This window comes from Pseudomonas ekonensis (genome assembly GCF_019145435.1).
In the GTDB taxonomy this organism is placed as follows: domain Bacteria; phylum Pseudomonadota; class Gammaproteobacteria; order Pseudomonadales; family Pseudomonadaceae; genus Aquipseudomonas; species Aquipseudomonas ekonensis.
The window spans coordinates 150731-172435 of the sequence record NZ_JAHSTS010000001.1 but is presented as its reverse complement, the minus strand read 5'-3'; the positions used below and the strand labels follow the sequence as shown (position 1 = coordinate 172435).

Here is a 21705-nt window from a genome sequence, read left to right as displayed (position 1 = left end):
TCGCGAGTATAACGGCGAACTGCCAGGTGTTCGTCAGGGTCTTAACTTCACACGACGACGCTTCGTCATCAGAGGATTCAGGAGATTTTCCATGCGTTTACCTTTTCGCCTGATCGGCGGTGCACTGGTTGCCACCCTGCTCACCCAAGTGACCGCGTGCGGGTCGATCTTCTACCCGGACCGGCGCGGCCAGATCGACGGCAAGATCGACCCGGCCATCGCGGTGCTCGACGCCGTGGGCCTGCTGTTCTACATCATCCCCGGCCTGATCGCGTTCGCCGTGGACTTCACCACCGGCGCCATTTATTTCGAGCCGGGCAAGACGGCCCAGGTCGATCCGGCCAAGCTCAAGCAGGCGGTGGGCCCGGACGGCCAGGTCGATAACCTCAAATTGCAGGCTATCCTCGAAAACGAACTGGGCCGCCACTTGCCGCTGGACGACCCGCGCCTGATCCGGCACAAGGGCAGCGCCCAGCAACTGGCGATGTTCGGCCTGCAACCGGCCGCTTGAACAAGGAACCGCTCCCGACATGACCTCCAGCCCCGAACACGCCCGCCTTCTGCGGCTGGCGACCCGCGCTTCGGTGGCGGTGGCCTGTACGCTGATCATCGCCAAAGCCGTCGCCTGGTGGCTGAGCGGCTCGGTGAGCATGCTCGCCGGCCTCACCGACTCGGCCCTCGACGGCGTCACCTCGCTGCTCAACCTGCTGGCGGTGCATTACGCGCTGCGGCCGGCGGATGACGATCACCGCTACGGCCACGGCAAGGCCGAGTCCCTGGCCGGCATGGCCCAGGCGCTGTTCATCGGCGGCAGTGCGGTGTTGATCGCGTTTCAGGCGTTCGAACGGCTCAAGCATCCCGAGCCCCTCGGCGCGCCGTGGCTGAGCATCGGGGTGATCGTGTTTTCCCTGCTGCTGACGGCGGCGCTGCTGATGCTGCAGCACCGGGTGATCAAGCAGACCGGCTCCAACGCGGTGCGCGCCGACTCGCTGCACTACCGTTCGGACATGCTGCTCAACGGCAGCATCCTGATTGCGCTGGTGCTGGCGGGGCTGGGTTTCGATCAATTGGATGCCTGGTTCGGCCTGGGGATCGCCGCCTACATTCTGTGGAGCGCGATCCTGATCGCCCGGGAAAGCTTCGCGGTGCTGATGGATGAAGAGCTGCCGGCGGACGTCAGCCAGCATATGCTCGAACTGGCCTGCGCCGTGCCCGGCGTGCTGGGGGCCCATGACCTGCGCACGCGGGTGTCAGGCAACCACTGGTTCGTGCAGCTGCACCTGGAACTGCCGGGCGACCTGACCCTGACCGTGGCCCACGGCATCAGCGACCGGGCGGCGGATGCCATTCACGCCGCCTACCCGCGGGCCGAAGTGCTGGTGCATGCTGACCCTATAAAGGGAGCGCCAAGCGTCAAGCCGTAAGCTGCAAGCTGCAAGCTGCAAGCTGCAAGCTGCAAGCTGCAAGCTGCAAGCTGCAAGCTGCAAGCTGCAAGCTGCAAGCTGCAAGCTGCAAGCTGCAAGCTGCAAGCTGCAAGCCTCAGGCTTGAGGCTTGAGGCTTGAGGCTTGAGGCTCAAAGCTTGCGGCTTGCGGCTGAAAGCTTGCCGCTCAAATCAATACCGAACCTGATACCCGCGGCTGCTCAGGCAATTGCCCTGGGCCTGGCGGTAGGCCTGCACCACTTCGGGCGCCGGCTGGTAGGTCGCGGTGCGCGGGTCGAAACCGCTTTGCTGCACCGCGTACTGATAGCACTCGTAACCGTCGCGCTGGACTTGCTCCGGCGACTGGCCGTTGGCCGGATAGGCCTCCACGTCATAGCCGTTGCCGGACGGTTGCGACGGCTGCACCGGCGGCTCCACCACCATGTAGTCCTGCGTCGCCTCCTGGTAGGCGTAATAGGAGCCGGCGGCGAGGAACAGCAGCGCGCCGCCGATCCACACTTCGCGGGCGTAGTCGGGCAGGTACTGGATGCGGATCCCGCGGGGCGGCTGGACCACGATGTAGCGCGGGCCCTGCGGGCGATACCAGTAGCCGCCGGAATAGAAATAGTCCTGGCCGCGGTACGGCACGCGGAAGTCCCGGTCCGGGAAGCGGTCGATCACATGCCCCGGCCGGTACTGCGGGCCGGGCCCCCAGCCGTTGCCGCGGCCATCCGGACGGCCAGGCCAGCGGTGGTCGTCGGGCCGGTTGCCGGTCTGCCAGGCCTGGTGGTACCCGCCGTTCTGCGGACGCTCGTCGCGGTAGTAGCCGGGGCGCGGTTCCTGGGTCTGGCGCACGGTGTCGGGCCGCGGCTGGATCGGCAGGCTGTTGGCCGGCAACTGCGGCGGTGGCGGCGGCTGACGCACCGGGTTGGGGTTGTAGGCCGGGCGCTCGCGGTTGCGGTCCTGGTCGTGGCCCTGCCACTGGCCGTTGCCGTGCTGCTGGCCGTTGTTCTGCCACTGGCCATTGCCGGGCTGCTGGCCGTTGCGCTCGAACTGGCGGCTGTTGTCGCCACGGATGATCTCGTTGTTCTGCGGGCGCGGCTGGTTGTTGCCGCCATGGCCCTGACCGTTGCCTTGATGCTCCGGCCCACGTCCGCCGCCATTGGGGCCGTGGTTATCGGACTCATCGGCAAGCGCTTGCGCAGTGACACTCACACACAACACACCAACACCGGCCAGACGCCAGATGCGCGACTTCATGCTTTTCCTCACTGCGGGTTAGGGCTTGTAGCTAAGACCGGGAATCGACACACCGGGTTCTGCTACAGGTTATCAGTCACGGCATTTATTTATTGAGCCGCGCACGGGCAAAGGCAGGCAAATCGCAGGCAAGAAAAAGGGGAGCCCCGTCGGCCTCCCCTTCAGAGAACTTCGTCCTGGCTCGACGCTTGTGGCGTCGGCTCACCTCACCCGTCTTCTGGACAGGGTGCAGCTCGGGGGCCGGCACGTCCCCGGTGGGGGCGGCGGCCGCGGCAGGCCTGATTGGGCGGCCGCAGTGGACTGTGTTACCGAGCAGTGATTCTGGTGATAAGGATAGGCCGGACGCCGCGACAGATGATTGCGAAGATTGCTCAAATAAACACCACTTGCGCAATTTTTAACCCTGGATAGATAATCCGCCGCAATAGACAGGACAAAGGACAGATTGATGAGCAAACTCGACCGTTACGACCTGAGCATTTTGGCGGAGTTGCAGCGCGACGCCCGCATCTCCAACCAGGAGCTGGCCGAACGCATCGGTCTGTCGCCCTCGCCCTGTTCGCGCCGGGTCAAGCAACTGGAGGACGACGGCTACATCTCGCGCCAGGTCGCCCTGCTCGACCGCAAGATGCTCGGCCTGAGCCTGACCGCCTATGTGCTGATCGGCATGGACCGGCACACGCCGGAGCGTTTCGAGAACTTCGAGGCGGCGATCCGCACCCTGCCGCAGGTGCTCGAATGCAGCCTGGTGACCGGAGTGGACGCCGACTATCAGTTGAAGGTGGTGGTGCCGGACATGGACCACTACCAGAAACTGCTGCTGGGCCACCTGACCCGGATCGAAGGAGTGACCAGCGTGCGCTCCAGCTTCGTGCTCAACCAGGTCCTCAACAGCACCGAATTGCCGTTGACCCACCTGCGCAGTTGATCGCCCCTTAACAGATCAGTCACCAGGATGTCGGCAATGCCGGCCTCATCGCTTGCAGGCAAGCTCCTGCAGGGGTTGCGGTGCACAGCGTTTGGCGATGGCGGTGCACCGGACACCGCCGGTGCAGGCGACGGATGACTGCGGCACACCGCCGCAGGCCGATCCCCGCGCCGCCGCCCTTGGCGTATACTCCCCGCCGCCCTTTCAAGCCGCACGCGCCGGAGATGTCCGATGGATCCAGCACTGTTCGAAGAGTGGATGATGACTGGCCTGGTCAGCATCCTGATCATTTTCATGGGCTTCATCGTCTGGGACCTGGCGAAGAAATCCAAGGCCGGGCGTTTCGGCTCGTTCATCCTGTTCTTCGTGCTGGGCCTGGGCGTGGCCGCGTTCATCATCAAAAGCGTGGTGATCGGCCTGATCGAGTCCGGCGCCCTATAAACGCGCCGGCACTTCCTTCCACTGGCCCTGATCGAGGCCGTCGAGCGTCCATCCGCCGATCCTGACCCGCACCAGCCGCAAGGTCGGCAACCCCACCGCCGCCGTCATCCGCCGCACCTGACGGTTGCGGCCCTCGCGGATCACCAGTTCCAGCCAGCTCGTGGGCACGCTCTTGCGAAAGCGCACCGGCGGGTTGCGCGGCCACAGCGGCGGCTCGTCCAATTGCCGCGCTTCGGCGGGCAAGGTCATGCCGTCGTTGAGCTCGACGCCGTCACGCAGGCGCTGCAACTGCTCCGCGCTCGGCTCGCCCTCCACCTGCACCCAATAGGTCTTGGCCAGCTTGTGCCTGGGGTCTGCGATGCGCGCCTGCAACTGGCCGTCGTTGGTCAGCAGCAACAGGCCTTCGCTGTCGCGGTCCAGGCGTCCGGCCGGGTAGATGCCGGGCACGTCGATATAGTCCTTGAGCGTCGCCCGCCCTTCGCCGTCGCTGAACTGCGTCAGCACATCGAACGGTTTGTTGAACAGGATCAGCTTCGGCTCGGCCGGCGGCGCCTTGGCGACGCGGCGAGGGGCTGTCGGGGATGGCTTCGCGCCGGGGCGGCGGGAAACGGGGCGTTGGGGACGGGACATGGGCAAAACAACATCTGACGGTCAGGGCCGACCATGCTAGTGCCCCGACCGCCAAATGGCCACGGCAAACCGTCAGCGGAACGGCGGTTCGTCGAAGCTGCGCAGCTTGCGCGAGTGCAGCGAGTTGAGTTCGGTGCGCAGCAGGTCCACCGCCTCGATGCCGATCTTCAGGTGCTGGCTGACCGCACGCTCATAGAAGGCGTTGGCCGAACCGGGCAGCTTGATCTCGCTGTGCAGCGGCTTGTCCGACACGCACAGCAGCGTGCCGTACGGCACCCGCAGGCGATAGCCTTGCGCGGCGATGGTACCGCTTTCCATGTCCACCGCCACAGCGCGGGACAGGTTGATCAGCGGACGCTCCTGGGCCCAGCGCAGCTCCCAGTTACGGTCGTCGTAGGTCAGCACGGTGCCGGTGCGCAGGCGTTTCTTGAGGTCGTCGCCCTTGTCGCCGGTGACGTTGGCCGCCGCCTGCTGCAACGCCAGCTGCACTTCGGCCAGGGCCGGAATCGGAATGTTCGGCGGCACCACCCGGTCGAGGATCCCGTCGCGGCGCATGTAGGCGTGGGCCAGCACGTAGTCGCCGATGGTCTGCGACTGACGCAGCCCGCCGCAGTGGCCGATCATCAGCCAGCAGTGCGGACGCAGCACCGCCAGGTGGTCGGTGATGTTCTTGGCGTTGGACGGGCCGACGCCGATGTTCACCAGGGTCACGCCGTGGCCGTCGCTGGCGATCAGGTGGTAGGCCGGCATCTGGTAGCGGTGCCACACCACGCCGGCGGCGATGGCCGAGGCCTCGCCGTGATCCATGCCCTTCTCGATGATCACGTTGCCCGGCAGCACCATGCGCACGAAGCGCGGGTCGCGGCGCAATTGCTCAAGGCCGTGGACGATGAACTGGTCGACATAGCGGTGGTAGTTGGTCAGCAGGATCCACGGCTGCACGTGGCGCCAGTCGCTGCCGGTGTAGTGCACCAGCCGGCGCAGGGAGAAGTCCACCCGCGCGGCGTCGAACAGCGCCAGCGGCAGAGGGTCGGTGTTTTCCCAGTCGTAGAGGCCGTCGGCGATGCCGTCGGTGGCGGCGGACAGGTCGGTGCTCGGGAACACCCGCGCCAGCACGGCGGCGGTGACGCCGGAACCGGCCAGCTCATCGCCCTGCTCGACCACGTACGGGTACGGGATGTTCTGCTCGCTGACACCCACTTCAACGGTGACGGTGAAGTCGTGCATCAGCGGCGTCAACTGCTCCAGCAGGTATTTGCGGAACGCCTTGGGATGGGTGACGGTGACGCTGTAGGTGCCCGGCAGCTGCACCTTGGCGTAGGCGCGGGTGGTCTGCGGGACTTCGCCCTGGCAGTGGTAGGTCAGGCGCAGTTCGGGGTAGCGGAACAGGGCGCGCTGTGCGGCGTCCGGTTCGGCGCGGTCCTTGAGGTAACGCTTGAGCGCCGTGCTCAGCGCCGTGGTGGCCCGCTCGTGCAGCTCGGCCAAGAGATCCACGGCCTGTTCGGCGGTTTGAACGACAATAAACGCTTCGGTCACGGTCAGCTTCCTGTGTTCTGTCTTGCAGGCCTTCATCTTGCCTGCAACGCGGCGTCACGGAAACAGTGGCGTTGTGGCTATACCTCAATCCTCGAAACAAAGGAGATCACCGTGGGAGCAGGCTTGCCCGTGAAGAGGCCGAAACGTTCACGACCTCTGCCGATCGTGCTGACGCCTTCGCCGGCAAGCCCGCTGCCACAGGATTCGCAGTGCATGGAGGATAGCGGTCAGAAGCCCTGCGGCGTCGAGCGGGCGACGATGGCGGCCACGTCCACGCCACGGGGCAATGCGCCGTAGACCCGGCCTGCGCCATCGAGGCGGCTGGCGATGAACGCGTCGCTGACCGCCGCATTCCCGGCCTCCAGCAACAGTTTCGCCTGCAGGCCGAGGGCGATGTCTTCGGTCAGTTGCCGCGCGCGGTACTGGATGTCGCCGGTGTCCTTGAACGCCGCCTGCAACCGCTGGATGTGCGCGGCCAGGCGCGGGTCGCCGTGGCCGTCGCCCAGTTCATGGAACAGCCCGTCGAGCACGCCCGGCTCTTTCGACAGGGCGCGCAGCACGTCCAGGCACTGCACGTTGCCGGAACCTTCCCAGGTCGAGTTGACCGGCGCTTCGCGGTACAGGCGCGGCAGGATGCTGTCCTCGACGTAGCCGGCACCGCCCATGCACTCGGCGGCTTCGTTGATCATGGCCGGGGCGCGCTTGCAGATCCAGTACTTGCCCACCGCCGTCACCAGCCGGGCGAACTGCGCTTCGTGGCGGTCGTCCAGACGGTCCAGCGCCCGGCCCATGCGCAGGCTCAGGGCCAACGCCGCTTCGCTTTCCAGCGCCAGGTCGGCCAGCACGTTCTGCATCAGCGGCTGCTCGCTGAGCAGCTTGCCGCCCACCTTGCGGTGCGCGCAATGGTGGCTGGCTTGGGTCAGCGCCTGGCGCATCAGCGAACTGGAGCCGACCATGCAATCAAAGCGGGTCATGGCGACCATCTCGATGATGGTCGGCACCCCGCGCCCTTCCTCGCCGACCATCCACGCCAGCGCCCCGCGGAACTCCACTTCGCTGGAGGCGTTGGAGCAGTTGCCGAGCTTGTTCTTCAGACGCTGGATATAGAACTGGTTGCGCGTGTCGTCCGGGCGGTGGCGCGGCAACAGGAAACAGCTCAGCCCCTTGTCGGTCTGCGCCAGGGTCAGGAACGCATCGCACATCGGCGCCGAACAGAACCACTTGTGCCCCACCAGCTCATAGGCCTGGCCCGGGCCGCCGGCGCCCACCGGGAACGCCTTGGTGGTGTTGGCCCGCACGTCGGTGCCGCCCTGTTTCTCGGTCATCGCCATGCCGATGGTCACGCCCGCCTTGTGGGCCATGCCGACGTTGCGCGGGTCGTACTCGGTGGCGAGGATCTTCGGCAGCCAGCGCTCGGCCAAATCCGGCTGCAGGCGCATCGCCGGCACGCTGGCGAAGGTCATGGTCAGCGGGCAGCCGCTGCCGGCCTCGGCCTGGCTGTGCAGGTAGGTCATCGACGCGCGGGCCACATGGGCGCCTTCCTGAGGGTGAGTCCAGGGCAGCGACGTCAGGCCGTGCTCGATGGCTGTGCGCATCAGCTCGTGGTACGCCGGGTGGAAATCCACCAGGTCGATGCGGTGGCCGTAGCGGTCATGGCTGGCGAACACCGGTTTGTTCTGGTTGGCGAGGAACCCGGCCTCCATCAGCGGCCCGCCGGCCAGGGCGCCATAGGCATCGATCCGCGACTCGGCCCAACCGGCGCCGAAGCGCCGCGACCACTCCTGCAGCGGCAGGTCGATGCGGTACAGGTTGGCGCCGTCCAGCGACGGCGGCTGGTTGGTGACTTCGTGGGTTTCGGCGAACTGATGCAGGTTCATGACGGGGCTCCTCCTGTCTGCCAGGCGTTCAGTTAAGCACCGCCCCGTGGCCGGACAAAGTGTCATTTACGCCGAACTCTCGGCGGTTTCACCCTATCAGCGACACAACACCCGACGCTCCAGCGCCGCCTGCAACTCTTCGAATTTCACCGGTTTGCCCAGATAGTCGATCACCGCGTCCGCCGCACAGTGTTCCCGCTCGGCCCCCAGCGCCAGGACGAACACCGGCAGATGGGCGCAACCGGGCAGGTCGTGGATCCGGCAGCACAACGACGCGCCGTTCAACGGCGGCAACTGGCAATCGATCAGCACCGCGTCGAACGTTTCGCTTTGCAGGCATTCGAGCGCCGCCTCGCCATGGTCGGCCGTGCGCACGCGAAAGCCGAGCTTGAGCAGCATGCCGCGCATGACCAGTTGATTGACGCTGTTGTCGTCCACCAGCAGAACGGTGCAGTCCTGCGGCACCCGTGTGCCGTCCGTGCTGCGCGGCGACGCGGGGGCAGGCTCGAGCGCCGGCAGTTCGAATTCGACGTCCAGCTGGAACCGGCTGCCGCGCCCCGGCTCGGAACGGTGGGTGAGCTTGCCGCCCAGCAGCTCGACCAGTTGCCGGCAGATCGCCAGGCCGACGCCCAGGCCGCCGTACTCCCGGGTCATCGAGCCGTCGAGCTGGAAGAACCGCTGGTACAGCGTCGCCTCGCCCAGGTCGGTGAAGCCGATGCCGGTGTCGATCACCGCGAACGACAGCGCCAACCGGTTGCCCTGGGACGGCTTGCCGGTGACCCGCAAGGCCAGCCCGCCGACCCGGGTGAACTTGATCGCGTTGTCCAGCAGGCATTCCAGGCATTGCGCCAGTTTGCCGCTGTCGCCCTGCAGGCGATCCGGCAAGGTCGGCAACACATCGACCTTGAAATCCAGGGCCTTGCTCGACGCATTGCCGTCGAACTGCACCCGCAACGCCTCGATCACCCCCCGCAGGCTGAAGCTGCCCGGCGTCGCCTTGAGCTTGCCGGCCTGCAGTTCGGTGAGGGTGAGAATGCCGTTGACCATGCGCATCATGTCCCGGGCGGAGCCGGCGGCGGTCTGCTGGTATTGCTCCAGCTCCGGATCCAGCTCGACGGTCTGCATCAGTTCCAGCGAGCCGATCACACCGTTCATCGGCGTGCGCAGTTCGTGGGTCAGGGTCGCCAGGAACTCGTCCTTGAGCTTGTTGCTGTGGGCCAGTTGCTGGTTAAGCACTTCCAGCTTCTGGCCGGCCTCCAGCAAGGTCTGGGCCTGCTGCTCGCGCATGGCGTTGATGCGGTCGGCCAGGGCCAGCGACAGCAGCGCCACTTCGATGGCCGAGCCGATCTGGCTGGCGTACATGGTCAGGAACACGTTCGGCAGCACGCCCAGCACCATCAGGGTGTTGACGACCCCGCCGAGCAGGAACGCCGACCACGCGATGATGAAATAGCGCGCGACCCGCAGGCCGCGCCACCAGGCCAGGATCCCGGCGGCGAAGATCACCACGGTGAAGGTCAGCGCCAGGGTCGTCGCCAGGCGCAGCGCCAGCCCGTAGCTGGTCATCAGCGACAGGCCCACCACCACCGCGCCGAACGCGATCAGGGCGATCAGCAGCCGGTCGAGCCAGCGGCTGTGGTCTTTGGTCTGCAGGAAGCTGCGGGCGAACTGACTGCCGAACAGCCCCGCGCAGCCGATGAAGAACGGCGTGGCGGCGTTGGCCCACCACGGGTTGTCCGGCCAGAAGTACTCCACCGCCGCGCCGTTGACCGACAGCTGGTACAGGCCGAACGAGGCGATGTAGAAGATGTAATAGAGGTAACTGGTGTCGCGCACGCTGAGATAGATGAACAGGTTGTACACCAGCATCCCCAGCAGCACGCCATAGATGATGCCCAGCACGTACAGGCGCACCGGCTGGTCTTCCAGGTAGGCGGTGCTCGACCACAGCGTCACCGGCGCCTGGATCGAGCCTTCGCTGGCCAGCCGCAGGTAGACGGTCTGCGCCTGGCCCGGCTCGAAGGCCAGGTCGAACAGGTAGTTGTTCTGGCGGATCTCGCGGCTGGCGAACGGCAGGGCATCGCCGGTCTGGCGCGCCAGGCGGTAGGCGCCCGTCGCATCGGGCAGGTAGAGGTCCAGGTGGTCGAGCGGCGGATAGGCCAGCTCCAGCAGCCAGGTGCGCTGCGCCGCCGGATTGCTCGGGCGGTAATGCAGGTCGATCTTCAGCCAGAACGCCGAGCGCGAATAGCCGGCGTTGAGCGTGGCCTTGTCGTGCGGCTTGAAGCGGCCGGCAGCGTCTTGCGCGCGGACTTCGGCGAAGGTCGCCTGACCGCTCGGGTCTTCGAACACTTGCAGGGATCGGCCCAGGGGGAGGCTCTGGGTGAATTCGTCGAACTCGACGGCGCTCGCCAGGAGGGGCAAGCAGAACAGCAACATCAGCAAATAGCGCATTGAAGCCCCAGCGTGGCTTGTCCGGTTGCGTCAGGAAGCCCCCCATTCCCTTTGAGAAGACGTAAAACCGGTATTACCTGTTATTGGTTTGGATCCACTCTAGCATAGCCGTTGATGGCCATTGAGCACCATGGAAATTTTTCCCACAGAGGCTCTAGAACGGGCGTTTCAGAGCAAAGCACCGGGCTAGAGCTGTTGAACCGGTCAGATTGTGACACGGCAGTTCCCTCCCGCAGGCAATGTATCGGCGAACGATGACGGCACTAAACCCGCACACCGGGATTGGTGGTAAGCTCGCGCACCATGAATACCTACAGCTCCCGCCCCGTTGTCCTCTGTCTCTCCGGCCACGACCCCAGTGGCGGCGCCGGCTTGCAGGCAGATATCGAAGCCCTGCTCGCCCAGGGTTGCCATGCGGCTCCGGCCGTCACCGCCCTGACCGTGCAAGACACGGTCAACGTCACCGATTTCCGCGTCCTCGACCGCGAGTGGGTGTTGGCCCAGGCCAATGCCGTGCTCAACGACTCCGACGTCGCGGCGGTGAAGCTGGGCATGCTCGGTTCCCTGGAAATGGTCGACACGGTCGTCGAACTGCTCCAGGCGCACCCGCACCTGCCGGTGGTCTGCGACCCGGTGCTGCGCGCCGGCGGCGGCGGACGCCTGGGCAAGGACGAGGTCGGCTACGCCATGCGCGAACGCCTGCTGCCGCTGTCCGCCATCGCCACCCCGAACCTGCCCGAGGCGCGGATCCTCGCCGAGCTGCCCGAAGGCACCGCGGACGAGTGCGCGGAAAAGCTCCTGCCGTTCGTCAAGCACCTGCTGATCACCGGCGGCCACGGCGACGAGACGCAAATCCACAACCGCCTGTACAGCCGCGACGGCCTGCGCGAGACCTTCCTCTGCCAGCGCCTGCCGGGCAGTTACCACGGTTCCGGCTGCACCCTGGCCAGCACCCTGGCCGGTCGCCTGGCCTTGGGCGAAGACCTGGCCAGCGCCGTGCGCAGCGCCCTGGACTACACCTGGCGCACCCTGCGCGACGCCGAGCGACTGGGCAAAGGCCAGTTCGTGCCGCGTCGCCTGCCGCTGGACTTCTGCGCCTGATGCAGCGCCGCTGAGGCGGCGCACCTGATGTTCCGCGCCTGACGCCGGGAGGCCTGTGCGATGAAATTACGTGGCCTGTACGCCATCACCGACAGCACGCTGCTGGCGGGCAAGTTTCTGCCTTACGTGGAGGCGGCGCTGGAAGGCGGCGTCACCCTCCTGCAATACCGCGACAAGAGCGGCGACGACGCCCGCCGCCTGCGCGAGGCCGAAGCCTTGCGCGAGCTGTGCGAGCGCTACGGCACCCGCCTGATCATCAACGATGACGCCGAGCTGGCCGCCCGTCTGGGCGTCGGCGTGCACCTGGGCCAGACCGACGGCCCGCTCTCGCCGACCCGCGCCCTGCTGGGGCCGAAGGCGATCATCGGTTCGACCTGCCACGCGCAGCTCGACCTGGCCGAACAGGCGGTGAACGAAGGCGCCAGCTACGTCGCCTTCGGCCGCTTCTTCAACTCCAGCACCAAGCCCGGCGCCCCGAGCTGCAGCCTCGGCCTGCTCGACGAGGCCCGCCGCACGCTGCATCTGCCGGTCTGCGCGATCGGCGGCATCACCCTGGACAACGCCGCCCCGCTGGTGGCCCACGGCGCCGACCTGCTGGCGGTTGTCCATGGCCTGTTCGGCGCCGAGAGCACCGCCGAGGTGACGCGCCGCGCCCGCGCATTCAATGAATTGTTCAAATCCTGACCTTCGAGAGCCCGATCATGTCCCGTTCCGAAACCCTGTTTGCCAATGCCCAGAAACACATTCCCGGCGGCGTTAACTCGCCGGTCCGCGCGTTCAAGAGCGTCGGCGGCACCCCGCTGTTCTTCAAGCATGCCGAAGGCGCCTACGTCACCGACGAAGACGACAAGCGCTATGTGGATTACGTGGGCTCCTGGGGCCCGATGATCCTCGGCCACAGCCATCCGGACGTGCTGGACGCCGTGCGCAAGCAGCTGGAGCACGGCCTGTCCTACGGCGCCCCGACCGCCATGGAAACCGAGATGGCCGACCTGGTCTGCTCGCTGGTGCCGTCGATGGACATGGTGCGCATGGTCAGCTCCGGCACCGAGGCGACCATGAGCGCCATCCGCCTGGCCCGGGGCTTCACCGGCCGCGACAGCATCATCAAGTTCGAAGGCTGCTACCACGGCCATTCCGACAGCCTGCTGGTCAAGGCCGGCTCCGGCGCACTGACCCAGGGCGTGCCGAGCTCGGCCGGCGTGCCGGCGGCGTTCGCCAAGCACACCCTGACCCTGCCGTTCAACGACATCGGCGCCGTCGAAAAGATGCTCGCCGAAGTCGGCCAGGACGTCGCCTGCATCATCGTTGAGCCGGTGGCCGGCAACATGAACTGCGTGCCGCCGGCGCCAGGCTTCCTCGAAGGCCTGCGCAGCCTGTGCGACCGCCACGGCGTCGTGCTGATCTTCGACGAAGTGATGACCGGTTTCCGCGTCGCCCTCGGCGGTGCCCAGGCCCACTACGGCGTGACCCCGGACCTGACCACCTTCGGCAAGATCATCGGCGGCGGCATGCCGGTCGGCTGCTTCGGCGGCAAGCGTGAGATCATGCAGCGCATCGCGCCGCTGGGCCCGGTCTACCAGGCCGGCACGCTGTCGGGCAACCCGCTGGCCATGGCCGCCGGCCTGACCACCCTGCGCCTGATCAGCCGTCCGGGCTTCCACGCCGAGCTGACCGACTACACCACCCGCCTGCTCGACGGCCTGCAGCAGCGCGCCGACGCCGCCGGCATCCCGTTCGTGACCACCCAGGCCGGCGGCATGTTCGGCCTGTACTTCAGCGGCGCCGACGACATCGTCACCTTCGACGATGTGATGGCCAGCGACGCCGCCCTGTTCGGACGCTTCTTCCACCTGATGCTCGAAGGCGGCGTGTACCTGGCGCCGAGCGCCTTCGAAGCCGGTTTCACCTCCATCGCCCACGGCGAAGCGGAACTGAAACTGACCCTCGACGCCGCCGAACGCGCCTTCGCCGCCCTGAAGTAATCCGCCCTGACGCTGACGTTGGCCAATGCCGGCGTCAGCGTTTGCCTACACCTGAGCGTTTTTTCCTGCATCTTTGCCGATGAACGCCCGCAAATCAGGCGGCACGCGCTCCGCGCAGCAGAAAATCGAGTAAAGACTTTGTAAGGTTGGGCCTGCTTATTTCATAATGCGCGCTTATTGGATCCCTCGACGGGTCCGCGTGCCCTTCAGAGGTAAGTCGATTCCCATGAACCGCACCGGCCGCACCCTTGCCTTGGGCTGCCTGTTGCTCCTTCAGCCGCTGCTTGCACATGCACAGGCAGGCGGCAACTCGTTGTTGATCCCGGCGATGGGGCGTTGCACCCTCAACACCCAGCCGCAAGACGTCACGCAGGCCCTCGCCGCCTGCCAGAAGGCTGCGGACGAAGGGGACGCGCAAGCGCAATACGAGTTGGGCGAGTTCTACTACGACGGCAAGAACGCACCGCGCGACCTCAACCAAGCCCTCAACTACTTCGAAAAGGCCTCGCTGCAGGGCCACGCCCAGGCGCAGTTCAAGCTCGGCACCATGTTCTTCCACGGCGAAGGCGTGCAGGCCAACAACATCCAGGCCTACATCGTGCTGAAGATGGCGGCGGTCAACGGCGCCGAGGACGCACTGGACACCGCCGACGAAGTCGCCGAGAAGATGCCCCGCGAAGACCTCGAGACCGCCACCCAGGTGCTCGGGCAAATTTTCCGTAAATACCTGATGGAACTGCAGAGCGCCGACGGGCGCACGCCTTTCTCGCCGCTGCCCTGAATCCCGCTGATCTTCTGTGAGCGTGGCAAGTGAGCTGTGGCTTACTTCTCAGGCATCGGCATCGGGAACGGCATCACGTTGCCGGTGCCGGCCCGGGCCTCGCTGATCTTCGGCGTGCCGAGGCGCTCGACCTCGTCGATGCGCACGATCGAATGCATCGGCACGAAGCTGCGCACCACGCCTTCGAACTGGGCCTTGAGCTTCTCTTCGCTCGGATCCACGACCACCTGGGTGCGCTCGCCGAAGACGAACTCTTCCACTTCCAGAAAGCCCCACAGATCGCTTTGGTAGATCTGCTTGGCGTACATTTCGAACACCTGGCCCTGGTTGAGGAAAATCACCTTGTAGATCGGAGCTTCGCGTTTGGTCATGGCGGACGGAGAACACATCGGGGCAAAAATGAGGGCGCAAACTATAGCACAGGCACCGGTCGCGCAGCGGTAGGAACCTTGGGACATGTTCCCTATAATGCGCGGTTCTTCGAATCACGTGACGACCTGAATCCATGGCCAAAAAGCTCTACATCGAAACCCACGGCTGCCAGATGAACGAGTACGACAGCTCGCGCATGGTCGATCTGCTGGGTGAACACCAGGCCCTGGAAGTCACCGCCCGCGCCGAAGACGCCGACGTGATTCTGCTCAACACCTGCTCGATCCGCGAACGCGCCCAGGACCGTGTGTACTCCCAGCTCGGCCGCTGGCGCGAACTGAAACTGGCCAACCCGGAGATGGTCATCGCCGTCGGCGGCTGCGTGGCCAGCCAGGAAGGCGCGGCGATCCGCGACCGCGCGCCCTACGTCGATGTGGTGTTCGGCCCGCAGACCCTGCACCGCCTGCCGGAAATGATCGACGCCGCACGCGTGAGCAAGCTGCCGCAGGTGGACGTCTCGTTCCCGGAGATCGAGAAGTTCGACCACCTGCCCGAGCCGCGCATCGACGGCCCGAGCGCCTACGTCTCGGTAATGGAAGGCTGCAGCAAGTACTGCACGTTCTGCGTGGTGCCCTACACCCGCGGCGAGGAAGTCAGCCGACCGTTCGACGACGTGATCGCCGAAATCATCCACCTGGCCGAAAACGGCGTGCGTGAAGTCACCCTCCTGGGGCAGAACGTCAACGGCTACCGCGGCCTGACCCACGACGGCCGTCTGGCGGACCTGGCCGAGCTGATCCGGGTGGTCGCCGCCGTCGACGGCATCGACCGCATCCGCTACACCACCTCGCACCCGCTGGAGTTCTCCGACAGCCTGATCCAGGCCCACGCCGAGGTGCCGGAACTGGTCAAGCACCTGCACCTGCCGGTGCAGTCGGGCTCCGACCGGATCCTGGCGGCCATGAAGCGCAACCACACGGCGCTGGAATACAAGTCCAAGCTGCGCAAACTGCGCGCCGCCGTGCCGGGCATCTGCATCAGCTCGGACTTCATCGTCGGTTTCCCCGGCGAGACCGAGAAAGACTTCGAACAAACCATGAAGCTGATCGCCGACGTCGGTTTCGACTTCTCCTACTCGTTCGTCTACAGCCAGCGCCCGGGCACCCCGGCGGCCGACCTGGCCGACGACACCCCGGAAGAGCTGAAAAAGGAACGCCTGAACGCGCTGCAGCACCGCCTGAACCAGCAAGGCTTCGAGATCAGCCGACAAATGGTCGGCACCACCCAGCGCATCCTGGTCACCGACTATTCGAAGAAGGATCCGGGCGAACTGCAGGGGCGCACCGAGAATAACCGTATCGTCAACTTCCGCTGCGACAATCCGACCCTGATCGGGCAGTTCGCCGACGTGCACATCGATTCGGCGCAGCCGCACTCGTTGCGCGGCTCGCTGATCGGCTGACCGACACAGAACAACGATGGGAGCGGGCTTGCCCGCTCTCACAGCGATGGCCTCTCACCTTGCAAGATTTAAGAGCTTTCGCACCCACGCCACTGGCGTTATCCTTGATTTCATCATTATTGCCCCAGGGCGGCTAAATACGACCTTGAACGCACCCATAGAACCCCATCGCTTCATCCTCGAGCCCTTCGAGGCTCGTCGCTTCGCCAATCTGTGCGGGCAGTTCGACGAGCACCTGCGCCTGATCGAACAGCGCCTGGCCATCGAGATCCGCAACCGCGGCAACCAGTTCGAACTGATCGGCGAACCCAAGCACACCACTTCCGCGGAAAACCTGCTGCGCCGCCTGTACCGGGAAACCAAGGGTACGGAGCTGTCGCCGGACATGGTGCACCTGTACCTGCAGGAATCCGCCGTCGAAGAGCTGGACAGGCACTCCCCCGCCGAACCGTCCGTCGCCCTGCGCACCAAGAAAGGCATGATTCGCCCACGCGGCCTGAATCAGCTGCGCTACGTGAAGGAAATCCTCGGCAACGACATCAACTTCGGCATCGGCCCGGCCGGCACCGGCAAGACCTACCTGGCCGTGGCCTGTGCCGTGGACGCGCTGGAGCGCGAACAGGTGCGGCGCATCCTGCTGGTGCGCCCGGCGGTCGAGGCGGGCGAAAAGCTCGGCTTCCTGCCCGGCGACCTGGCCCAGAAGATCGACCCGTACCTGCGCCCGCTCTACGACGCGCTCTACGAAATGCTCGGCTTCGAATACGTGGCCAAGCTGATCGAACGCCAGGTGATCGAAGTCGCGCCGCTGGCCTACATGCGCGGCCGCACGCTGAACAACAGCTTCATCATCCTCGACGAAAGCCAGAACACTACCGTCGAACAGATGAAAATGTTCCTGACCCGGATCGGCTTCGGCTCGACCGCCGTCATCACCGGCGACATCACCCAGGTCGACCTGCCCCGCGGCACCAAGTCCGGGCTGCACCATGTGATCGAGGTCCTGAAGGACGTGCCGGGCATCAGCTTCACTCACTTCCAGCCCAAGGACGTGGTGCGCCATCCGCTGGTGCAGCGCATCGTCGAAGCCTACGAGCGCTTCGAGACCCGTACCGAAGCGGCCAAGGAACCCCCGCGCGATGCTTGAGCTAGACCTGCAAACCGCCACCGGGGCGCCTGCGCCGAGCGAAGCCGAATTCCGCCGTTGGTGCGAACTGGCCCTGCGCCAGCGCACCGCCGACTCGGAAATGACCATCCGTCTGGTGGACGAGGCCGAAGGCCGCGAGCTGAACCGCACCTGGCGCCAGAAGGACTACGCGACCAACGTCCTGTCGTTCCCCGCCGAAGTGCCTGACGAGTTTCTCGACATCCCGCTGCTGGGCGACCTGGTGATCTGCGTGGCCGTGGTCGAGCGCGAGGCCGCCGAGCAAGGCAAGGCGCTCGACGCCCACTGGGCCCATCTGGTCATTCACGGCTGCCTGCATCTGCTGGGCTACGATCACATCGATGACGATGAGGCCGAAGAGATGGAAGCGCTGGAACGCGAATTGCTTGCCGAACTGGGCTACCCCGATCCGTACGCGGACGACGAAACCGAACCATCCCCTACCGTTACGACCAAGGATTCAGAGTAATCGCTATGAGCGAAGATCGATCGAGCAACGGGCAGAAGTCATGGCTGGGCAAGATCACCCAGGCTTTTGCCCACGAGCCGAAGAACCGCCAGGAGCTCATGGAGCTGCTGCGCGACGCCCATCAGAACAAGCTGCTGGACAGCGAAGCGCTGGCCATCGTCGAAGGCGCCATCCAGGTGGCCGACCTGCAGGTGCGCGACATCATGGTGCCGCGCTCGCAGATGGTCAGCATCAAGGCGACCCAGACGCCCCGCGAATTCCTCCCCGCCGTGGTCGACTCGGCCCACTCGCGCTATCCGGTCATCGGCGAAAGCCACGACGACGTGATGGGCGTGCTGCTGGCCAAGGACCTGCTGCCGCTGATCCTCAAGGAGAACGGCGAGAGCTTCAACATCAAGGATCTGCTGCGCCCGGCCACCTTCGTGCCGGAGTCCAAGCGCCTGAACGTGCTGCTGCGCGAGTTCCGCGCCAACCATAACCACATGGCCATCGTCATCGACGAGTACGGCGGCGTGGCGGGCCTGGTGACCATCGAGGACGTGCTGGAGCAGATCGTCGGCGACATCGAGGACGAGCACGACGTCGAAGAGGACAGCTACATCAAGCCGCTGCCCAGCGGCGATTTCCTGATCAAGGCCCTGACCCCGATCGAGAACTTCAACGAGTTCTTCGACAGCGAGTTCTCCGACGACGAGTTCGACACCGTCGGCGGCCTGGTGATGAGCGCGTTCGGGCACCTGCCCAAGCGCAACGAGATCACCGAGATCGGCGCTTACCGCTTCCGCATCCTGAACGCCGACAGCCGTCGGATCCACTTGCTGCGACTGACCCCAATCGCCCGCTGACCTCCAAGGATAGAAATGCGCTGGATAACCCGCCCCGGCTGGCCCGGTAACCTGCTGGCCGTGGCGGCCGGCGCAATCACCACCCTCGCCCTGGCACCGTTCGACATCTGGCCGCTGGCCTTGCTGGCGGCGGGCCTGTTCTATGCCGGCCTGCGCGAACTGAGCCCGCGCCAGGCGCTCGGTCGGGGCTGGTGCTTCGGCTTCGGCCTGTTCGGCGCCGGCACCAGCTGGATCTACTACAGCATCCACCACTTCGGCGGCGCTTCGGTGCTGCTGGCCGGTTTCCTGATGCTGCTGTTCACCGCCGCGATCGCCTGGTTCTTCGCCCTGCCCGCCTGGCTCTGGGCGCGCTGGCTGCGGCGCAACGAAGCGCCGCTGGCCGATGCGCTGGCGTTCGCGGCGCTGTGGGTCGGCCAGGAAGCGTTCCGGGGCTGGTTCCTCACCGGATTCCCCTGGCTGTACTCCGGCTACAGCCAGCTCGACGGCCCGCTGGCCGGCCTGGCGCCGGTGGGCGGCATGTGGCTGGTGTCGTTCGCCCTGGCGCTGACCGCCGCGCTGTTCCACAACATGCCCCGCCTGCTCAGCGGCGGCCGCAAGGGCTTCGTGGCCGCCGGCCTGCTGTTGCTGATCGGGCCGTGGGTGGCGGGCATCGCGCTCAAGGGCCATGCCTGGACCAGTCCGGCGGGCGCGCCGCTGAGCGTCGCCGCGATCCAGGGCAACGTCGAGCAGAGCATGAAGTGGGATCCGGCGCAGCTCAACGCGCAACTGGCGCTGTACCGCGACCTGAGCTTCCGCTCCAAGCCGGTGGATCTGCTGATCTGGCCGGAAACCGCCGTGCCGGTGCTCAAGGAGTCCGCCGAAGGCTACCTGAACATGATGGGCACCTTCGCCGCCGAACGTAAATCGGCGCTGATCACCGGGGTGCCGATCCGCCAGACCGTGCGCCACGAAAAGCGCTTCTTCAACGGCATCACCGTGGTCGGCGAAGGCGACGGCACCTACCTGAAACAGAAGCTGGTGCCGTTCGGCGAGTACGTGCCGCTGCAGGACCTGCTGCGTGGCCTGATCGCGTTCTTCGACCTGCCGATGTCCGACTTCGCCCGCGGCCCGGCCGACCAGGCGCTGCTGCAGGCCAAGGGCTACCAGATCGCCCCGTTCATCTGCTACGAAGTGGTGTACCCGGAGTTCGCCGCCGGACTGTCCGCCCGCAGCGACCTGCTGCTGACCATCAGCAACGACACCTGGTTCGGCACCTCCATCGGCCCGCTCCAGCACCTGCAGATGGCGCAGATGCGCGCGCTGGAGGCCGGACGCTGGATGATCCGCGCCACCAACAACGGTGTGACCGGCCTGATCGACCCGTTCGGCCGGATCACCGAAAGCATCCCGCAGTTCGAGCAAGGCGTGCTGTACGGCGAAGTGGTGCCGATGCACGAACTGACGCCGTACCTGCAATGGCGCTCGTGGCCGTTGATCATCCTGTGCGTGCTGCTGTTCGGCTGGGCGCTGATGGCCGGGCGGATCTCCAAGACCCTCTGAGGGCTTCGCGGGCAGGCCTGCTGCCGCATCGGGCCTGCCCGGCGGCGCCTTCACCGGCGCCATCGCCAGCAGGCTGGCTCCCACAGGGGGCCTGGTTGAATGCAGCCTCCGTGTTCACTTCAAGGCCATGCGGGAGCGGCGGCGCGACGATTCGACTTGTCCGCGACGAGGCCATCGGCCCCGAGCATCATTCAGCTTCGTCAGCCCCCCGATAGAACAGCGAATACCCCACCTGCCCCACCGCCTCGTTCAGCAACTGCCCGCTCTGCCAGATCGACTTGAACTCCGGCAGCCAACCGCCGAACGGTCGGGCGTTGTCCGTGCCGAGGAAGCCGACCGGCGCCGGCACCACCTCGAACCCGGCCTGCTCGAAACACCACACCGCCCGCGGCATGTGCCAGGCCTGGGTCACGACCGCCACGCGCTTGATGCCCTGGGGCAGCAACACCTTGGCGCTGAGTACCGCGTTTTCCCAGGTCGTGCGGCTCTCGCCCTCCTGCCAGCGCACCGTCACTCCGAAATCGTCGCGCAGCGAATCGGCCATCAGCCTGGCTTCCGTCGGCGGCGTGCCGTAATGCAAGCCGCCGCTGGTCAGGATCGGCAAACCGGACGCCTTGGCCAGGCGCGCCGCATAACGCTGCCGCTCAAGCCCGATGCCGGTCGGCTGATCCTCGCCCCAGGCCAGATCGCCGCGCTCGCGGCCGGAGCCCAGCACCACGATCGCGTCGGCGCGCTGCGAAAGCCCCGCCCAGGCCTCGCGGGCCAGCGGCGGCTCACGTTCCAGGGCCTTGGCGCCCCATTGCACGACCACCGGCAGGCTCATCAGCCACAATCCGCCCAGACCCAGGGCGAAGCACACCCCGGCCAGCCGCGGGCGTGAGCGGCGCAGCCACCAGGCGACCAGCAGCAACAGGAAAAGGATGCCGGGCGGCAGCAGCAGTTGTTTGATGAAATAACGAAAGGGCATCGGGCATCTCCAAAGATGCCCGCAGCCTAAGTGGGTTGATTCGACGCGACAACCGATAAGGTGGGATCCCGCTTGAAAAGATCCGCTTCTTGACCTGCCATGCGCTTACTTGGCCTGCAGAGTGCGGACCTTGACGGTCTCTCTGCCGGGCGCCTTGTCCTTGAGCCATATGACCTTGGCCGAAGGCACTGCATCGAGCTGTTTCACTGCCTGTGACAGACATCCATGGGCTTCACGTTCACTGCGATCCAGGTAAGCCTTGACCAGATCGAACTCGGCGGGGCTCAAGCCGCGCAATTCCAGCTCCAGGGGGCGCTCGTCGCGCAGCCGTCCCGCGGTTCTCGCCGCGTCCAGGGCCATGCCCAGACGGTCGATCAACCGCTCGTACAACTCGGGTTTGGTTACGTTCTGTTGCTGTGACTCCACCATCCCTCACCTCATTGAAGATAAGACTCACTCCCCACTAAGGAGCTTAGCT

Annotated in this window: 21 protein-coding genes; 13 read left to right on the top strand and 8 right to left on the bottom strand. The window is 65.9% G+C overall.

Translation table 11 applies throughout. From position 1 onward, the window contains the following. Nucleotides 1-91 precede the first annotated feature (91 nt). Complete coding sequence (gene pmcY / locus KVG96_RS00895) at nucleotides 92-511, top strand: periplasmic Zn2+ metallochaperone PmcY (RefSeq protein ID WP_217890471.1); 420 nt, start codon at nucleotides 92-94, stop codon at nucleotides 509-511. A 19-nt stretch (nucleotides 512-530) separates the two neighbouring features. After that, complete coding sequence (locus tag KVG96_RS00890) at nucleotides 531-1424, top strand: cation diffusion facilitator family transporter (protein WP_217890470.1); 894 nt, start codon at nucleotides 531-533, stop codon at nucleotides 1422-1424. Nucleotides 1425-1613: 189 nt separating this feature from the next. Here the strand turns inward: KVG96_RS00890 and KVG96_RS00885 are convergent, their stop codons facing one another. After that, entirely contained in the window at nucleotides 1614-2681 is a 1068-nt protein-coding gene (locus tag KVG96_RS00885) for a DUF6515 family protein (protein WP_217890469.1), read from the bottom strand. Nucleotides 2682-3129: 448 nt separating this feature from the next. Here KVG96_RS00885 and KVG96_RS00880 point away from each other — a divergent pair, with 448 nt between their 5' ends. Then, entirely contained in the window at nucleotides 3130-3609 is a 480-nt protein-coding gene (locus KVG96_RS00880) for an Lrp/AsnC family transcriptional regulator (RefSeq protein WP_007909658.1), read from the top strand. Nucleotides 3610-3840: 231 nt separating this feature from the next. Further along, nucleotides 3841-4050 carry a DUF2788 domain-containing protein gene (locus KVG96_RS00875; RefSeq protein WP_016773053.1) on the top strand — a complete coding sequence of 70 codons (210 nt, stop codon included), beginning with the start codon at nucleotides 3841-3843 and terminating at the stop codon, nucleotides 4048-4050. On the opposite strand, the gene KVG96_RS00870 is transcribed toward KVG96_RS00875, so the two are convergent. From KVG96_RS00870 to KVG96_RS00855, 4 genes are all read right to left on the bottom strand, one after another. Next, nucleotides 4045-4680, bottom strand: a complete 636-nt coding sequence (locus KVG96_RS00870; protein ID WP_225927195.1) for a pseudouridine synthase — start codon at nucleotides 4678-4680, stop codon at nucleotides 4045-4047. The two genes, KVG96_RS00875 and KVG96_RS00870, sit on opposite strands and share 6 nt — an antisense overlap. A 72-nt stretch (nucleotides 4681-4752) precedes the next feature. Continuing rightward, nucleotides 4753-6252, bottom strand: coding sequence for an AMP nucleosidase (gene amn / locus KVG96_RS00865; protein WP_170930001.1), 1500 nt, complete (start codon nucleotides 6250-6252; stop codon nucleotides 4753-4755). A 191-nt stretch (nucleotides 6253-6443) separates the two neighbouring features. Continuing rightward, the gene (locus tag KVG96_RS00860) at nucleotides 6444-8093 is read right to left on the bottom strand and encodes an acyl-CoA dehydrogenase family protein (protein ID WP_217890468.1); all 1650 of its coding nucleotides are present in this window, start codon (nucleotides 8091-8093) and stop codon (nucleotides 6444-6446) included. A gap of 96 nt (nucleotides 8094-8189) precedes the next feature. Continuing rightward, a complete protein-coding gene (locus KVG96_RS00855; RefSeq protein ID WP_217890467.1) occupies nucleotides 8190-10544 on the bottom strand; it encodes a hybrid sensor histidine kinase/response regulator in 2355 nt (784 codons plus the stop codon). 303 nt (nucleotides 10545-10847) lie between these two features. Between KVG96_RS00855 and KVG96_RS00850 the strand changes: the two genes are divergently transcribed. From KVG96_RS00850 to KVG96_RS00835, 4 genes are all read left to right on the top strand, one after another. Beyond that, complete coding sequence (locus KVG96_RS00850) at nucleotides 10848-11645, top strand: hydroxymethylpyrimidine/phosphomethylpyrimidine kinase (RefSeq protein WP_085584015.1); 798 nt, start codon at nucleotides 10848-10850, stop codon at nucleotides 11643-11645. A gap of 60 nt (nucleotides 11646-11705) precedes the next feature. Then, nucleotides 11706-12329, top strand: coding sequence for a thiamine phosphate synthase (thiE, locus tag KVG96_RS00845; protein ID WP_217890466.1), 624 nt, complete (start codon nucleotides 11706-11708; stop codon nucleotides 12327-12329). A gap of 17 nt (nucleotides 12330-12346) precedes the next feature. Next, nucleotides 12347-13630, top strand: coding sequence for a glutamate-1-semialdehyde 2,1-aminomutase (hemL, locus tag KVG96_RS00840; RefSeq protein ID WP_085584011.1), 1284 nt, complete (start codon nucleotides 12347-12349; stop codon nucleotides 13628-13630). A gap of 226 nt (nucleotides 13631-13856) precedes the next feature. After that, the gene (locus KVG96_RS00835) at nucleotides 13857-14411 is read left to right on the top strand and encodes a tetratricopeptide repeat protein (RefSeq protein WP_085584009.1); all 555 of its coding nucleotides are present in this window, start codon (nucleotides 13857-13859) and stop codon (nucleotides 14409-14411) included. 41 nt (nucleotides 14412-14452) lie between these two features. Here the strand turns inward: KVG96_RS00835 and KVG96_RS00830 are convergent, their stop codons facing one another. Continuing rightward, on the bottom strand, nucleotides 14453-14782 hold the full coding sequence (locus tag KVG96_RS00830) for a DUF1820 family protein (protein WP_085584007.1): 330 nt from the start codon (nucleotides 14780-14782) through the stop codon (nucleotides 14453-14455). A gap of 134 nt (nucleotides 14783-14916) precedes the next feature. On the opposite strand from KVG96_RS00830, the gene miaB reads away from it, so the two are divergent. From miaB to lnt, 5 genes are all read left to right on the top strand, one after another. Continuing rightward, complete coding sequence (gene miaB / locus KVG96_RS00825; RefSeq protein WP_085632366.1) at nucleotides 14917-16245, top strand: tRNA (N6-isopentenyl adenosine(37)-C2)-methylthiotransferase MiaB; 1329 nt, start codon at nucleotides 14917-14919, stop codon at nucleotides 16243-16245. A 145-nt stretch (nucleotides 16246-16390) separates the two neighbouring features. Further along, complete coding sequence (locus KVG96_RS00820) at nucleotides 16391-17389, top strand: PhoH family protein (RefSeq protein WP_217890465.1); 999 nt, start codon at nucleotides 16391-16393, stop codon at nucleotides 17387-17389. Then, the gene (ybeY, locus tag KVG96_RS00815) at nucleotides 17382-17876 is read left to right on the top strand and encodes an rRNA maturation RNase YbeY (RefSeq protein WP_217890464.1); all 495 of its coding nucleotides are present in this window, start codon (nucleotides 17382-17384) and stop codon (nucleotides 17874-17876) included. The genes KVG96_RS00820 and ybeY overlap by 8 nt, the downstream gene beginning before the upstream one ends. Before the next feature lie 5 nt (nucleotides 17877-17881). Continuing rightward, nucleotides 17882-18721 (top strand): CorC family transporter, encoded by an 840-nt coding sequence (locus KVG96_RS00810; protein ID WP_085583999.1) that lies wholly within the window; start codon nucleotides 17882-17884, stop codon nucleotides 18719-18721. Between the two features lie 15 nt (nucleotides 18722-18736). After that, nucleotides 18737-20260 carry an apolipoprotein N-acyltransferase gene (lnt, locus tag KVG96_RS00805; RefSeq protein ID WP_217890463.1) on the top strand — a complete coding sequence of 508 codons (1524 nt, stop codon included), beginning with the start codon at nucleotides 18737-18739 and terminating at the stop codon, nucleotides 20258-20260. A gap of 187 nt (nucleotides 20261-20447) precedes the next feature. Here the strand turns inward: lnt and KVG96_RS00800 are convergent, their stop codons facing one another. Together KVG96_RS00800 and KVG96_RS00795 are read right to left on the bottom strand one after the other, a co-directional pair. Next, a complete protein-coding gene (locus KVG96_RS00800; RefSeq protein ID WP_217890462.1) occupies nucleotides 20448-21227 on the bottom strand; it encodes a YdcF family protein in 780 nt (259 codons plus the stop codon). A 105-nt stretch (nucleotides 21228-21332) separates the two neighbouring features. Further along, on the bottom strand, nucleotides 21333-21656 hold the full coding sequence (locus KVG96_RS00795; protein WP_217890461.1) for a hypothetical protein: 324 nt from the start codon (nucleotides 21654-21656) through the stop codon (nucleotides 21333-21335). Nucleotides 21657-21705 lie beyond the last annotated feature (49 nt).

Coding starts and splice junctions, on each gene's coding strand:
- pmcY (WP_217890471.1), top strand. CDS start 92: ATGCGTTTACCTTTTCGCCTGATCGGCGGTGCACTGGTTGCCACCCTG.
- KVG96_RS00890 (WP_217890470.1), top strand. CDS start 531: ATGACCTCCAGCCCCGAACACGCCCGCCTTCTGCGGCTGGCGACCCGC.
- KVG96_RS00885 (WP_217890469.1), bottom strand. CDS start 2,681: ATGAAGTCGCGCATCTGGCGTCTGGCCGGTGTTGGTGTGTTGTGTGTG.
- KVG96_RS00880 (WP_007909658.1), top strand. CDS start 3,130: ATGAGCAAACTCGACCGTTACGACCTGAGCATTTTGGCGGAGTTGCAG.
- KVG96_RS00875 (WP_016773053.1), top strand. CDS start 3,841: ATGGATCCAGCACTGTTCGAAGAGTGGATGATGACTGGCCTGGTCAGC.
- KVG96_RS00870 (WP_225927195.1), bottom strand. CDS start 4,680: ATGTCCCGTCCCCAACGCCCCGTTTCCCGCCGCCCCGGCGCGAAGCCA.
- amn (WP_170930001.1), bottom strand. CDS start 6,252: ATGAAGGCCTGCAAGACAGAACACAGGAAGCTGACCGTGACCGAAGCG.
- KVG96_RS00860 (WP_217890468.1), bottom strand. CDS start 8,093: ATGAACCTGCATCAGTTCGCCGAAACCCACGAAGTCACCAACCAGCCG.
- KVG96_RS00855 (WP_217890467.1), bottom strand. CDS start 10,544: ATGCGCTATTTGCTGATGTTGCTGTTCTGCTTGCCCCTCCTGGCGAGC.
- KVG96_RS00850 (WP_085584015.1), top strand. CDS start 10,848: ATGAATACCTACAGCTCCCGCCCCGTTGTCCTCTGTCTCTCCGGCCAC.
- thiE (WP_217890466.1), top strand. CDS start 11,706: ATGAAATTACGTGGCCTGTACGCCATCACCGACAGCACGCTGCTGGCG.
- hemL (WP_085584011.1), top strand. CDS start 12,347: ATGTCCCGTTCCGAAACCCTGTTTGCCAATGCCCAGAAACACATTCCC.
- KVG96_RS00835 (WP_085584009.1), top strand. CDS start 13,857: ATGAACCGCACCGGCCGCACCCTTGCCTTGGGCTGCCTGTTGCTCCTT.
- KVG96_RS00830 (WP_085584007.1), bottom strand. CDS start 14,782: ATGACCAAACGCGAAGCTCCGATCTACAAGGTGATTTTCCTCAACCAG.
- miaB (WP_085632366.1), top strand. CDS start 14,917: ATGGCCAAAAAGCTCTACATCGAAACCCACGGCTGCCAGATGAACGAG.
- ybeY (WP_217890464.1), top strand. CDS start 17,382: ATGCTTGAGCTAGACCTGCAAACCGCCACCGGGGCGCCTGCGCCGAGC.
- KVG96_RS00810 (WP_085583999.1), top strand. CDS start 17,882: ATGAGCGAAGATCGATCGAGCAACGGGCAGAAGTCATGGCTGGGCAAG.
- lnt (WP_217890463.1), top strand. CDS start 18,737: ATGCGCTGGATAACCCGCCCCGGCTGGCCCGGTAACCTGCTGGCCGTG.
- KVG96_RS00800 (WP_217890462.1), bottom strand. CDS start 21,227: ATGCCCTTTCGTTATTTCATCAAACAACTGCTGCTGCCGCCCGGCATC.
- KVG96_RS00795 (WP_217890461.1), bottom strand. CDS start 21,656: ATGGTGGAGTCACAGCAACAGAACGTAACCAAACCCGAGTTGTACGAG.